Raw genomic sequence first — 13,192 nt, forward strand, 5'->3', positions numbered from 1 at the left:
CACGACCGGGAAGGGCTGTGCGCCCGGTCGTGGGGGCCCATCGCCGATTCGCCACAACCGCCGGGGGCCGGGGCCTGGGCGCCCGGGTCGCCGTGCTGTCCGCCGCGGCCACCGCGGCCGCGGCCCTCGGCGCCGTACCGGCCGGCGCCGCGCCGCAGGACGACACCCGGGCCGAGGTGGACCGCCTCTACGAGCAGGCCGAGAAGGCCACCGAGGCGTTCAACAAGGCCGACGAGCGCGCCGACGCGCTGCGCGAGCAGGTGTCCACGGCCCAGGACCGGATCGCCCGGCAGCAGGAACGCATCAACACCATGCGGGACGCGCTCGGTTCGCTCGCCGGGGCCCAGTACCGCTCCGGCGGCATCGACCCCTCCCTCGCGCTGCTCTTCTCCGACGACCCGGACGACTACCTCGACAAGGCCGCCGCGCTCGACCGCATCACCGTCCACCAGGCCGGCGAACTGAAGGACCTCGAAAGCGCCATGCGCGACCTCGCCCAGGAGCGTGCGGAGGCCACCGGCAAGCTCGCCGACCTGGAGAAGAGCCGCAAGGCCGTCACCCGGCACAAACGGACCGTCGAACGCAAGCTGGCCAAGGCGCGGCAGCTGCTCAACCAGCTGCCGTCCGCGGAACGCGCCGCCTACGACCGGGCCTCCCGCTCGACCCGCGCCGACATGCCGGACCTCGGCGCCGGCGCCCCCTCCTCGGACCGCGCGGCGGCCGCCATCGCCGCGGCCCGCTCCGCCCTCGGCCGCCCGTATGTGTGGGGTGCCAACGGCCCCGGCGGCTTCGACTGTTCGGGCCTGATGCAGTGGTCGTACGCGCAGGCGGGCGTCGGGCTGCCGCGCACCTCGCAGGCGCAGCGGTACGCCGGACGGCAGGTGCCGCTCTCCCAGGCGCAGCCCGGCGACCTGATCGCCTACCGCGACGACGCGAGCCACATCGCGATGTACATGGGCAACGGCCAGGTGATCCACGCCCCCTATCCGGGCGCGCCCGTGCGCTACGACCCGGTCGGGATGATGCCGGTCTCGTCGGTCACCCGCGTCTGACCGGACGGGGGTGAGGCGCCGTACGATCTGAAAGGTGGCAGGTCGAAGGCGTACGTCGCGAGCGGGGTTCTCCCTGGTGCTGCTGTTCGCCGTGCTCGTCGGCTGCGGAGGCGGTCAGGGCTCGGACAGTGTGTCCGCGGATGTGCGGCGGGTGCTCGACCGGCGGGCGCTGGCGGTTCTCGACCGGGACGAGCCGGCGTTCCGGGCCACCGGTCAACAGGGCGCCGGGGTCGAGGAGTTCGGGAACCTGGACCGGGTCCCGCTGGCGGCCTGGTCCTACCGGCTGACCGGGGTGCACCGCTCGGGCGACCGGGCGACGGCGGACACGGAGCTGCGCTACCGCATCGACGGCTACGACCACGCGCCCGTCACCGCGGCCCGCACGCTGACCCTGACCCGCCACGACGGTGGCTGGTACGTCGTGTCCGACGAGCCCGCGAAGAAGACCGGCGAGCAGCTGTGGGACCAGGGGGACGTCCTGGTCGCCCGGGGAAAGCACAGCCTCGTGCTGGGGGTCGGGCAGTCGCAGGAGGCGCTGCGCGGCTACGCGGACCTGGCGGACCACGCGGTGCCCGCGGTGTCGGACGCGTGGGGCACGGACTGGGCGCGGCGCGACGTCGTGCTCGTACCGGACTCGCTGGACGACATGGCGGGGCTGCTCGGGGCGTCCGCGTCCGGGTACCGGGGGATCGCGGCGGTCACCACGGGGGAGGCGGGCGGTTCGGCGAAGGCGCCCGCGGACCGGATCATCGTCAACCCGGACGCGTACGGCGTGCTCGGTGACTTCGGCCGGCAGGTCGTGCTCACCCACGAGACCACGCACGTCGCCACCCGCGCCCGCACCACCGCCGCCACGCCCCTGTGGCTCTCCGAGGGGTACGCGGACTGGGTCGGCTACCGGGGCAGCGGCCGCACCGCGGCGCAGGCCGCGCCCGAGCTCCAGCGGGCCGTGCTGGACGGGCAGGTGCCGGCCGGGCTGCCGGACGACGCGGCCTTCGGGTTCAGCGGGAGCGCGACGGAGCTGGCCAAGGCGTACGAGGGCGGCTGGATGGCCTGCAGGCTGATCGCGGACCACTGGGGCGAGGTCCGCCTCAACGACTTCTACCGCGCGGTCGGCAGCCACCGGAAGCGGCCGGGCGCGGTCGAGGACGCGCTGCGGGACGTGCTCGGGACGACGCCGGAGAAGTTCACCGCGCGGTGGCGGGACTATCTCCGGGCTCAACTCGGCTGATCCAGCAGGCCGATGGCCTCCGCGAGCCACTTCCGCTCGGCCTCGCCCGTGGCGCGCGCGACCCGCAGCATGCCCTGCCGGAAGAGGTCGCCGGCCTCCTCCGCCCTTACGGGGCTGCCGTCGCGGTAGAAGAAGCTGGCCGGTGTCTCCAGGAAGTCCAGCCGGCGGCGGAGCACCGCGGACTGCTCGGCCGGGTCGGGCAGATGGCGCAGGAACGCCAGCAGTGTGTTGAAGCGCACCTGGTCGGTGATCTCGGCCTGCTTGGGCCGGCGCAGCCGCTCCAGGAGATCCTCGCGGCCCTCCTCGGTGAGCGACAGGATGCGGCGCGGGGCCGCGCCTGCGCCGGGTTCCTCGTGTTCGTCGAGCTTGCCCGCGGCGATCAGGCGGTTGATGGCCGGGTAGAGGGCGCCGTCGCTCACCGGGCGGACGTGGCCGCTGAGGGCCTTGATCCGCTCCTTCAACTCGTAGCCGTGCAGGGGCTCTTCGTGGAGAAAGCCGAGGATCGACAGTTCCAGCACGGGATCAGCTCCTTCTCGCGGGGCGCTTGCGGGCGTCGTATCAGCATGATACCTCTTATCGAGCTACCTCTAAACGATGTAGCTCGTATCGAGGGGGCTCCGTGAACACCCACCGAAAGCAGCTCGTCGCACTCGCCCATCCCGTCTACTTCTCCCTGCTCGCCTCCGTCGCCGCCGGGATCATCAACACCGTGTGGGTCTCGCGGCTCGGGGGCGCGGCCGTCGCCGCCGTGGCCGTCGCGACGAACACCGAGAACGTGCTGCTCGGGGTCGCCCTGGTCTTCGCCTCCGGGACGACCGTGCTGGTCGCGCACGCCCGGGGGGCCGAGGACCCCGGCGCCCTCCGGTCGGCCGTACGCGGCGGCTGGGCCCTGTTCGCGGTGGTCACCCCCGTGGTCGCCGTCGGCGGCCTGGTCCTGCGCGAACCCCTCGCACGGCTGGTCCTGGGCGGCGCGGGGCCCGCCCTGACGCTCGCCGTGCAGTACTTCGCGATCTCCCTGCCCGGCATCGCCGTCTTCTTCGCCCAGCAACTCGTCGACGGCATCCTCAAGGGCACCGGCGACACCCGCACCCCGATGTGCCTGGCCCTGCTCGCCAACGGACTGATCCTGGGCCTCGACCCGCTCCTCATCCACCTCTACGGCGTCCGGGGCGCCGCCGCCTCCACCGTGCTGTGCCGCGCCGCCGCCCTCGCCGTCGGGCTGTACGTGCTGCGCCGCAACGCGCTGCTGCGCACGGCGGCGGACGTCCGCCCCGCCGAGAGCACCGGAGCCGCGCTGCGCCGGACCCTGCGCACCGGCCTGCCGATGTCCGCCGACTTCACCGTGCGCCAGGGCGGCGCGCTCGTCCTGGTCGCGATCGTGGCCAGGCTCGGAGTGACCGCCGTGGCGGCGTACTCCATCGCCTACAAGGTCATGTACATCGCGACCATGGCCTTCTACTCCGTCCGGCAGGCCGCCTCGATCCACACCGCGCACCTGCGCGGGGCGGGCCGCGACGAACGAGGCGCCGTCGGACGGCAGGCGGTGCTCGTGTCGGGAGCCGTGGGCCTTGTCGCCGCGGCCCTGCTCTGCGTCCTCGCCCCCTGGATCATGCGGGCCTTCGGCGCCGGACCCGACGTCGCGCACGAGGGCGTGCTCCTGCTCCGCTGCATCGGCCCCTATCTGCTGCTGATGGCCTGCTTCATCGCGGTCGGCGGGGTGTTCGAGGGAAGCGGCGGCGCGCCGCTCCTGCTGCGCGTGACCCTGCTCGGCACGGCGGTCCAACTCCCGCTCGCCCACGCCCTGTCGGGGCTCGGCCTGCCCGGGATCTGCCTCGCCATGGCGCTCTCCACGACCGTGCAGTGCGCGGCGGTCGCGGTGCTCCTGCGGCGGGCCGGGCGCGCCCGGGATCACGGCGAGGCGAGTGTCTCCTTGGTGCGGGCGGCCTGAGCGGGCACGGTCGGGGCCGGCTGCGACACCGTGCCCCGCCACAGCTCCCGGGCGGCGAGCAGCGCGGCGAGGACCAGCAGGCCGTTGCGCGCGAACAGCAGGGTGAGGCCCAGCGCGTCGCTGAGGACCACATGGTCGAACCAGACGGGGAACTCCAGCACGGTCACCAGGCACGCCGCCACCACCAGGCCGGCCGGCAGCGCCATCCGGCTGCCCCGGAAGCACAGGCTGACGGCCGCGAGCCCGACCAGCCACACCAGGTACTGCGGGCTGATGACCCGGCTGGTCGCGGTGAACATCAGCACCGCCACGAACGCGGCGTCGGCGAGCGTGTGCGGCAGGAAGTGCCTGGCGCTCAGCCGCCACAGCAGCAGCCAGCCGAAGGCGACCGCGGTGAGCCCCAGCGCCGCCGTGCTCACCACGTCGACGTACTTCCCGACGAACTCCACGGAGCCGTAGTTCAGCACCACCTCGCCGTCCCAGCCGAAGTGCCGGGCGACATGGAAGACGAGGGAGCCGAGCGACTCCACCTCGGTGCCCCGCTCGCGCTGGAAGGTCAGAAAGGCGAAGGCGCCGGGCATCGCCGCCGTGAACAGCACCGCCGTCACGGCGACGGTCACCGCGGCCGAGGCCCACGCCGCCCCTTTGCGCACCCCCACCAGCAGCAGCACCGGCCACACCTTCAGCAGCGCGCCGAGGCCCGCCAGCGCCCCCATCACCCGCGGGTGGCGCGCGCCGGCCAGCAGTGCGGCCACCGCCACCGCCGTCACCATCACGTCGTAGCGGGCGTACACGGTCGGGCCGAGCAGCGGGACGCCCACCACCCACACCCAGGCGCCGCGCGGCGACTTGCCCGGACGCAGGCCCGCGTACTGCAGCAGACAGAAGACCAGCAGGTCCGCGAGGAAGGCGAGGACGAAGAACGCCGAGGCGTAGTCGAGGAAGGGCAGCAGTGCGGGGGAGAGGATCGCGAGCGCGGCGGCGGGCGGGTACTGCCAGGTGACGTCGTCGAGCGGGAAGGTGCCGGTGCGCAGGACGTCGTACCAGCCCTGGTAGATCACCGACACATCGGTGGTGACGTCCGGGCCGGGGAAGAGGAACACCTTGAAGACGAAGAGCAGCAGCGCCAGCCTGGTCAGGCCCCAGACCGCCGGCAGCCCGTACGGGAGCCTTGTCCCCCTTGCGCCCGTCATGACCACCTGACCCTTGTTTGCGTCGATCTTGTGGATTTCGCTGAGTCATGATGGCGTGCCGTGCTGTGCGAGAGCCATGAAGCGCGGCCGTACGGAGCTGTGAGTGCGTCCGGGGACGGGTTCGGTAGGGTCGGGCGCGATGCACAAGACCCTGATCGTGACCAACGACTTCCCGCCCCGGCCGGGCGGCATCCAGGCGTTCCTGCACAACATGGCGCTGCGCCTGGACCCCGAGCGGCTCGTCGTCTACGCCTCCACGTGGAAGCGGGGCCGTGAGGGCGCCGAGGCGACGGCAGCCTTCGACGCAGAGCAGCCCTTCCCTGTCGTACGGGACCGCACGACCATGCTGCTGCCGACACCCGCGGCGACCCGGCAGGCCGCCGGTCTGCTGCGCGAACACGGCTGCACGTCGGTGTGGTTCGGAGCGGCCGCCCCGCTCGGGCTGATGGCGCCCGCGCTGCGCCGGGCGGGCGCCGAGCGGCTCGTCGCCACCACGCACGGCCACGAGGCCGGCTGGGCGCAGCTCCCGGCGGCGCGCGGGCTGCTGCGCAGGATCGGCGAGTCCACGGACACGATCACCTATCTCGGCGAGTACACGCGCTCGCGCATCTCCTCCGCGCTGACGCCGGCGGCCGCCTCCCGGATGGTCCAACTGCCGCCCGGCGTCGACGAGAAGACCTTCCACCCCGGATCGGGCGGCGACGAGATCCGGGCGCGGCTCGGGCTCACCGACCGGCCCGTCGTCGTCTGCGTCTCACGGCTGGTCCCGCGCAAGGGGCAGGACACGCTGATCCTCGCCATGCCGCGCATCCTCGCCAGGGAGCCGGAGGCGGTCCTGCTGATCGTCGGCGGCGGCCCGTACGAGAAGGAGCTGCGCAGGCTCGCCCGGGAGACCGGGGTGGCGGGCGCGGTGCGCTTCACCGGCGCTGTGCCCTGGAGCGAGCTGCCCGCCCACTACGGCGCGGGGGACGTCTTCGCCATGCCGTGCCGCACCCGCCGGGGCGGGCTCGACGTCGAGGGGCTCGGGATCGTGTACCTGGAGGCGTCCGCCACCGGACTGCCCGTGGTCGCCGGCGACTCGGGCGGCGCGCCCGACGCGGTGCTCGACGGCGAGACCGGCTGGGTCGTGCGCGGCGGCTCCCCGGAGGAGGCCGCCGACCGCATCGTCACGCTGCTGGGCGACCCCGAACTGCGCCGCCGCATGGGCGAGCGGGGGCGCGAGTGGGTCGAGGAGAAGTGGCGCTGGGACCTGCTGGCGGAGAGCCTGAAGACGCTGCTGTAGGCATTTCGGCCCGTCCGGCGTTTGAGAACGAGCGCGTCAGCGCGATGCAGGGGGAGAGGGCAGGGCTCGGGTCCTCGCTCACCGAGGCCCCGCGCCCTGATCCAACAGCACCAACAGCCCGCCTACTTCTGGTAGAGCGCCTCGATCTCGTCCGCGTAGTCCTTCGCGACCACGTTGCGCTTGAGCTTCAGCGACGGCGTGAGGTGCCCCGACTCCTCGCTGAACTGGGCGCCGAGGACACGGAACTTGCGCACCGACTCGGCCTTCGACACCGCCGCGTTGCCGTCGTCGATGGCGGACTGGATCGTGGCGAGGAGATCGGCGTCGTCGCGCAGCGACACCGCGGTGGAGTCGGCCGGTTTGCCGTGCTCCGCGGCCCAACGGCCCAGGAACTCCTCGTCGATGGTGACCAGCGCGCCCACGAACGGCCGCCCGTCGCCCACCACCATGCACTCCGCGACCAGCGCGTGCGCGCGGATGCGGTCCTCGATCACGGCCGGGGCGACGTTCTTGCCGCCCGCGGTGACGATGATCTCCTTCTTGCGGCCGGTGATGCGCAGGTAGCCGTCCTCGTCGAGGGTGCCGATGTCACCGGTGTGGAACCAGCCGTCGGCCAGCGCCTCGGCGGTCGCCGCCTCGTTGTTCCAGTAGCCCTGGAACAGGTGCTCGCCGTGCAGCAGCACCTCGCCGTCGTCGGCGATCCGCACGACCGAGCCGGGCAGCGGCTGGCCGACCGTGCCGATCTTCGTGCGGTCCCAGGGGTTGAACGCGGTCGCCGCACAGGACTCGGTCAGGCCGTAGCCCTCCAGGACCGTGAAGCCGATGCCGCGGAAGAAGTGGCCGAGGCGCTCGCCGAGCGGCGCGCCGCCGGAGATCGCGTACTCGCCCTTGCCGCCGAGCACCGCGCGCAGCTTGCTGTAGACGAGCTTGTCGAACGTCTTGTGCTTGATCTTCAGGCCGAGCGACGGACCCGAGGGGGCGTCCAGCGCCTTGCTGTAGGCGATCGCCGTGTCCGCGGCCTTGTCGAAGATCTTGCCCTTGCCGTCCGCCTGCGCCTTGGCGCGCGCCGAGTTGTAGACCTTCTCGAAGACGCGCGGCACACCGAGGATCAGCGTCGGCCGGAACGAGGCCAGCTCGTCCGTGAGGTTCTTGATGTCCGGGACGGTGCCCAGCTTGATCGGCGCCATCATCGGCGCGATCTGCACGAGCCGCCCGAAGACGTGTGCGAGGGGGAGGAAGAGCAGGACGGAGCACTCGCCCGTGCGGAAGAGCGGGCGCAGGCGCTCGACGACGTTGCCGCACTCGGCGAAGAAGCTGCGGTGGGTGAGCACACAGCCCTTGGGGCGGCCGGTGGTGCCGCTCGTGTAGACGATGGTCGCCGGGTCGTCCGCCTTGGCGATCGAGCTGCGCTCCTCGACCGTCTCCTCGCTGACGCCCTTGCCCGCGCGGCCCAGCTCCTCGACGCCGCCGCCGTCGATCTGCCAGACGTGCTTGAGGGCGGGCAGCCGGTCGCGCACCGACTCGACGGTGGCGGTGTGCGTGTCCAGCTCGACGATGCAGGCGGTCGCGCCCGAGTCGCTGAGGATCCACTCCACCTGCTCGGGCGAGCTGGTCTCGTACACCGGCACGGTGATTGCGCCCGCGCTCCAGATCGCGAAGTCGAGCAGCGTCCACTCGTAGCGCGTACGGGACATCAGGCCGACCCGGTCGCCGGGCTGGATGCCGGAGGCGATGAGCCCCTTGGCCGCCGCGTGCACCTCGGCGAGGAACACCGTGGCCGTCACGTCCTGCCACACGCCGCTCACCTTGCGGGCCATGACCGCTGCGTCAGGATGCTGCGCGGCATTTCTGCGGACGATGTCGGTCAGGTTTCCGTCCGCAGGGACCTCGTACAAAGCCGGAAGGCTGAACTCGCGCAAGACTGCTGCTCCTCATAGGGCGCCGGCGCCACGACTCTGTGTGATGCGACGGTGCGGTCCAAGGCTCGGGCAGGTACCCAGAAGAATCATTGTTGAATTCCTGAGTACGACTGGACTGCCCGGACGTTACCCACCGGTACGCCGGTTCCGATAGGGGGTCCCGGCGAGATGTTCCCTGCGTCACACGTGGGGGTGTTCCTTAGCGCAGAGTAGTCCAGCCCTTTCCTGACTGGCCAGTAACCGCAGGTCCGAACGCCACTGTTCACGTTTGCCCCACACGCCTACGCTTGATCGTCATGGCACCCACACCGGCCGGAAATCCGAGGACACGCATCCATGTGGTCAGTGACGTGCACGGCAACGTGCGTGACCTGGCCCGAGCCGGCGAGGGTGCGGACGCCCTGATCTGCCTGGGTGACCTGGTCCTCTTCCTCGACTACGCCGACCACTCGCGCGGCATCTTCCCCGACCTGTTCGGCGCCGAGAACGCCGACCGGATCGTCGAACTGCGCACCGCCCGCCGCTACGAGGAGGCCCGGGAGTTCGGGGCCCGGCTGTGGTCCGGCATCGGGGGCGACCGCGCCGCCGCCATCGAGAAGGCGGTGCGCAAGCAGTACGCCGAGATGTTCGCCGCGTTCCCGACGCCGACGTACGCCACGTACGGCAATGTCGACATGCCGATGCTGTGGCCGGAGTACGCCGGACCCGGCACGACCGTGCTGGACGGCGAGCGGGTGGAGATCGGCGGCCGTACCTTCGGCTTCGTCGGCGGGGGCCTGCGCACCCCGATGCGCACCCCGTACGAGATCAGTGACGAGGAGTACGCGGCGAAGATCGAGGCGATCGGCGAGGTCGACGTGCTCTGCACGCACATTCCGCCGGAGGTGCCGGAGCTGGTCTACGACACGGTGGCGCGGCGCTTCGAGCGCGGCAGCCGCGCCCTGCTGGACGCGATCCGCCGCACCCGTCCCCGGTACGCGCTCTTCGGCCACGTCCACCAGCCGCTGGCGCGACGGATGCGGGTCGGGGCGACGGAATGCGTGAATGTGGGGCACTTCGCGGGTTCCGGCAGGCCCTGGGTGCTGGAGTGGTGAGCGGCGGCGGAGGCGAACCTCAGGTGGGGTGACAGCGCCTGTCGCTGTGCGCGGTAGCCTTCACGCTGCACACACGTGCGCACCACCCTCCCTCACCGGACCGCATCTGGAGGAGCCACCGCGATGGCGGAACACACCAGTTCGAGCATCACGATCGAGGCGGCACCGACTGACGTCATGGCGGTGATCGCCGACTTCGCCCGCTACCCGGACTGGACGGGAGAGGTGAAGGAGGCCGAGGTGCTCGCCACGGACGAGCGGGGCCGCGCCGAGCAGGTGCGCCTCGTCATGGACGCGGGGGCCATCAAGGACGACCAGACCCTCGGCTACACCTGGACCGGCGAGAACGAGGTCTCCTGGACCCTCGTCAAGTCCCAGATGCTCCGCTCCCTGGACGGCTCGTACACCCTCAAGCCCGCGGGTGCCGGAGCCACCGAGGTCACCTACCGCCTCACGGTCGACGTCAAGATCCCCATGCTCGGCATGATCAAGCGCAAGGCGGAGAAGGTCATCATCGACCGGGCGCTGGCGGGCCTGAAGAAGCGGGTCGAGTCGGGTTCTTAGCCCGTCCGGCGTTTGAGGACGAGCGCGAAGCGCGACGCAGGAGGCAAGGGGGCGCAGCCTCCACGACAACGGGAAGGGTGGGGGCGGAGGGGGCGAAAAAACCTCCCCCCACCCACGGGTACCGTTCAATCCCATGCGCACCCTCCTGATCACAGGCCCCGGCGGCTCCGGCCGTACCACCGTCGCCGCGGCCACCGCGCTGAACGCCGCCCGCCAGGGCACCCGCACCCTGGTGCTCAGCGCCGACCGCACGGACACCCTGGGCGCCGCCCTGGGCGTACCCACGGGCACGGCCCCGATCGAGGCGGCGCCCCTGCTCACTGCCTGGCGCCCCGACGCGGCCGACCGGTTCCGCGCCGACCTCACCGCCTTCCAGGAGCGCGCGACCACCGCCCTGGACCTGCTCGGCGCCTCCCGTCTGGACGCCGAGGAACTCACCCCGCTCCCCGGCGCCGAGGAACTCGCCCTGCTGCGCGCCCTGCGCGACGCGGCGACGGCGCCGGCCGGGACGTACGACCTCGTGGTCGTGGACCTTCCCCCCGCCCCGGAGTCCCTCGCCCTGCTCGCCCTGCCCGAGGAACTCCGCCGCTACCTGCGCCGCCTGCTCCCGCCGGAGCGCCAGGCGGCCCGCGCCCTGCGCCCCGTGCTCGGCCGGCTCGCGGGCGTCCCGATGCCCGCGGAGTGGCTGTACGAGACGGCCGCGCGCTGGGACGTCGAGCTGGCCGCAGTGGAGGCCGTCGTCCAGGACCGGACCACGACGGTACGGCTGGTCGCCGAGCCCGGCCCGGCAGGCACCGACGCGGTACGCGAGGCCACCACCGGCTTCGCGCTGCGCGGGCTGCGCGTCGACGTCCTGGTCGCCAACCGGGTCCTGCCCGCCGCCACCGAGGACACCTGGCTGGCCGCTCTCGCCGCCCAGCAGCGCAAGGCGCTGGAGGAGTGGGGACAGACGCACGACCTGCACGAGACCGCCCATCTGGGGCGCGACCCGCGCGGCGCCGACGACCTCGCCGTCCTCGACGTGCCCGGGGTCGGCACGGCACCGGCCCGCGTCGAATGGCCCGTCGCCGACCGCCTCGCCGACGACGGGGTCCTGGTCTGGCACATCCCGCTGCCCGGCGCGATACGCGAGGAACTGGACCTGATCCGGCGCGGCGACGAACTCCTCGTCACCGCGGGCCGGTTCCGCCGTATCGTGCCGCTCCCGTCCGCCCTGCGCCGCTGCACCGTGGACGGCGCGGCCCTGCGCGAGGGCGAGCTGCGGATCCGGTTCGCGCCCGATCCGCAGCTGTGGCCGCGGACACGGTGAATCGCGTACCCCCGTTCGGGTAACGTCGGAAGCAAGCACCGTAGGCAGGAGTCCGCCATGAGCGAAGAGCGCCCCCCGTATGACGCCGCTCAGGAGGCGGCCGACGACGAGGTGAGGGCGAGCGACGCCGACGCCTGGGCGAAGGCGTGTGCCGAGGACCTCGCGGCGGAGAAGGCCCGCCGCCGCACCCAGTACGGGCCGCCGCCGGGATCGGCCGCCGAGGAGCTGCGCAAGCTCGTCGACGCCGTCGCCGACAAGCTCTCCGGACTGCAGTCGCCGCTGTTCGGCTCGGTGGCCGGGGGAGCGGCGCAGCAGGTCGTCAACCAGGTCGTGCAGCAGGCCAAGGCCGCCGTCGAACCCGTCATCGAACGCAACCCCGACGTCTTCGACCACCTCGCGACCGCCGGATCCGAGCTGCTCGCCGCATACCGCTCGGCGGTCGAGGCCCAGGAGCGGCGCTGGACGACCCGGGACACCGGACCCGGTGACGAGGACCCCGGCCCGGGGGAACGGATCGACTTGGACTAGAGCCCCCTCGGGTACGGTTGGCCGTAGCGGGGCTCGACCGAAACTGAGGGATTCATGGGACTCACCATCGGCGTCGATATCGGCGGCACGAAGATCGCGGCCGGTGTGGTCGACGAGGAAGGCAACATCCTCTCGACCCACAAGGTGCCGACTCCCAGCACGCCGCAGGCCATCGTGGACGCCATTGCCTCGGCCGTCGAGGGAGCGCGTGCCGGCCACGACATCGTCGGCGTGGGCATCGGTGCCGCAGGATATGTGAACCGCCAGCGCTCGACGGTCTACTTCGCGCCGAACATCGACTGGCGGCAGGAGCCGCTGAAGACCGAGGTCGAGGCGCGCGTCGGCCTGCCGGTCGTCGTCGAGAACGACGCCAACGCGGCCGCATGGGGTGAGTACAAGTTCGGTGCCGGCAAGGGCCACCGCAACGTCATCTGCATCACCCTGGGCACGGGCCTCGGCGGCGGCATCATCATCGGCAACAAGCTGCGCCGCGGGCACTTCGGCGTCGCCGCCGAGTTCGGCCACATCCGCATGGTGCCGGACGGGCTGCTGTGCGGCTGCGGCTCGCAGGGCTGCTGGGAGCAGTACGCCTCCGGCCGCGCCCTCGTGCGCTACGCGAAGCAGCGCGCCAACGCCACCCCCGAGAACGCGGAGGTCCTGCTCGGCCTCGGCGACGGCTCCCCCGACGGCATCGAGGGCAAGCACATCTCGATGGCCGCGCGGCAGGGCGACCCGGTCGCGGTGGACTCCTACCGCGAGCTGGCCCGCTGGGCCGGCGCGGGCCTCGCCGACCTGGCCTCGCTCTTCGACCCGTCCGCCTTCATCGTCGGCGGCGGCCTCTCGGACGAGGGAGAGCTGGTCCTGGACCCGATCCGCAAGTCGTACAAGCGCTGGCTGGTGGGCGGCAACTGGCGCCCGGTGGCCGACGTCATCGCCGCCCAGCTGGGCAACAAGGCGGGCCTTGTCGGTGCGGCGGACCTGGCCCGGGAGCCCGACCCGATCATGTGACGCACGCTCACTCGACGACGGCGCCCGTCGCCCCCCGCAAGGGGTGCGGCGGGCGCCGTCGTGT

12 protein-coding genes are annotated in these 13,192 nt (G+C 72.4%); 9 read left to right on the forward strand and 3 right to left on the reverse strand.

Annotated features, from left to right (window positions below; genetic code table 11):
• Positions 1–29 precede the first annotated feature (29 nt).
• Together ABZS97_RS21370 and ABZS97_RS21375 are read left to right on the forward strand one after the other, a co-directional pair.
• Positions 30–1,052, forward strand: a complete 1,023-nt coding sequence (locus ABZS97_RS21370) for an NlpC/P60 family protein (protein ID WP_356139910.1) — start codon at positions 30–32, stop codon at positions 1,050–1,052.
• Between the two features lie 34 nt (positions 1,053–1,086).
• Complete coding sequence (locus ABZS97_RS21375) at positions 1,087–2,283, forward strand: hypothetical protein (protein WP_356139866.1); 1,197 nt, start codon at positions 1,087–1,089, stop codon at positions 2,281–2,283.
• Here ABZS97_RS21375 and ABZS97_RS21380 read toward each other — a convergent pair.
• Positions 2,271–2,801, reverse strand: a complete 531-nt coding sequence (locus ABZS97_RS21380) for a PadR family transcriptional regulator (RefSeq protein WP_356139867.1) — start codon at positions 2,799–2,801, stop codon at positions 2,271–2,273. The two genes, ABZS97_RS21375 and ABZS97_RS21380, sit on opposite strands and share 13 nt — an antisense overlap.
• A gap of 101 nt (positions 2,802–2,902) precedes the next feature.
• Between ABZS97_RS21380 and ABZS97_RS21385 the strand changes: the two genes are divergently transcribed.
• Positions 2,903–4,231: an MATE family efflux transporter gene (locus tag ABZS97_RS21385; RefSeq protein WP_356139868.1), complete on the forward strand. Its 1,329-nt coding sequence runs from the start codon at positions 2,903–2,905 to the stop codon at positions 4,229–4,231.
• Here ABZS97_RS21385 and ABZS97_RS21390 read toward each other — a convergent pair.
• Positions 4,192–5,424, reverse strand: coding sequence for a glycosyltransferase 87 family protein (locus tag ABZS97_RS21390; protein ID WP_356139869.1), 1,233 nt, complete (start codon positions 5,422–5,424; stop codon positions 4,192–4,194). The two genes, ABZS97_RS21385 and ABZS97_RS21390, sit on opposite strands and share 40 nt — an antisense overlap.
• A gap of 139 nt (positions 5,425–5,563) precedes the next feature.
• Between ABZS97_RS21390 and ABZS97_RS21395 the strand changes: the two genes are divergently transcribed.
• Positions 5,564–6,706: a glycosyltransferase family 4 protein gene (locus tag ABZS97_RS21395; RefSeq protein WP_356139870.1), complete on the forward strand. Its 1,143-nt coding sequence runs from the start codon at positions 5,564–5,566 to the stop codon at positions 6,704–6,706.
• A 122-nt stretch (positions 6,707–6,828) separates the two neighbouring features.
• On the opposite strand, the gene ABZS97_RS21400 is transcribed toward ABZS97_RS21395, so the two are convergent.
• Positions 6,829–8,625 carry an AMP-dependent synthetase/ligase gene (locus ABZS97_RS21400; protein ID WP_356139871.1) on the reverse strand — a complete coding sequence of 599 codons (1,797 nt, stop codon included), beginning with the start codon at positions 8,623–8,625 and terminating at the stop codon, positions 6,829–6,831.
• Between the two features lie 338 nt (positions 8,626–8,963).
• Here ABZS97_RS21400 and ABZS97_RS21405 point away from each other — a divergent pair, with 338 nt between their 5' ends.
• The 5 genes from ABZS97_RS21405 to ABZS97_RS21425 all read left to right on the forward strand — a co-directional run bounded on the left by ABZS97_RS21405 (position 8,964) and on the right by ABZS97_RS21425 (position 13,128).
• Positions 8,964–9,719 carry a metallophosphoesterase gene (locus ABZS97_RS21405; protein ID WP_356139911.1) on the forward strand — a complete coding sequence of 252 codons (756 nt, stop codon included), beginning with the start codon at positions 8,964–8,966 and terminating at the stop codon, positions 9,717–9,719.
• 123 nt (positions 9,720–9,842) lie between these two features.
• Entirely contained in the window at positions 9,843–10,283 is a 441-nt protein-coding gene (locus ABZS97_RS21410; RefSeq protein ID WP_356139872.1) for an SRPBCC family protein, read from the forward strand.
• A 133-nt stretch (positions 10,284–10,416) separates the two neighbouring features.
• A complete protein-coding gene (locus ABZS97_RS21415) occupies positions 10,417–11,592 on the forward strand; it encodes an ArsA-related P-loop ATPase (protein ID WP_356139873.1) in 1,176 nt (391 codons plus the stop codon).
• 57 nt (positions 11,593–11,649) lie between these two features.
• Positions 11,650–12,120, forward strand: a complete 471-nt coding sequence (locus tag ABZS97_RS21420; protein ID WP_356139874.1) for a DUF5304 domain-containing protein — start codon at positions 11,650–11,652, stop codon at positions 12,118–12,120.
• A gap of 54 nt (positions 12,121–12,174) precedes the next feature.
• Entirely contained in the window at positions 12,175–13,128 is a 954-nt protein-coding gene (locus ABZS97_RS21425) for an ROK family glucokinase (RefSeq protein WP_356139875.1), read from the forward strand.
• Positions 13,129–13,192: the final 64 nt, after the last annotated feature.

The organism is Streptomyces sp. NPDC005485, from assembly GCF_040606085.1.
Taxonomy (GTDB): domain Bacteria; phylum Actinomycetota; class Actinomycetes; order Streptomycetales; family Streptomycetaceae; genus Streptomyces.

What these genes read in the sequence shown, in the direction of transcription:
- ABZS97_RS21410 (WP_356139872.1), top strand. Translation starts at nt 9,843, where the DNA reads ATGGCGGAACACACCAGTTCGAGCATCACGATCGAGGCGGCACCGACT.
- ABZS97_RS21390 (WP_356139869.1), bottom strand. Translation starts at nt 5,424, where the DNA reads ATGACGGGCGCAAGGGGGACAAGGCTCCCGTACGGGCTGCCGGCGGTC.
- ABZS97_RS21415 (WP_356139873.1), top strand. Translation starts at nt 10,417, where the DNA reads ATGCGCACCCTCCTGATCACAGGCCCCGGCGGCTCCGGCCGTACCACC.
- ABZS97_RS21425 (WP_356139875.1), top strand. Translation starts at nt 12,175, where the DNA reads ATGGGACTCACCATCGGCGTCGATATCGGCGGCACGAAGATCGCGGCC.
- ABZS97_RS21420 (WP_356139874.1), top strand. Translation starts at nt 11,650, where the DNA reads ATGAGCGAAGAGCGCCCCCCGTATGACGCCGCTCAGGAGGCGGCCGAC.
- ABZS97_RS21395 (WP_356139870.1), top strand. Translation starts at nt 5,564, where the DNA reads ATGCACAAGACCCTGATCGTGACCAACGACTTCCCGCCCCGGCCGGGC.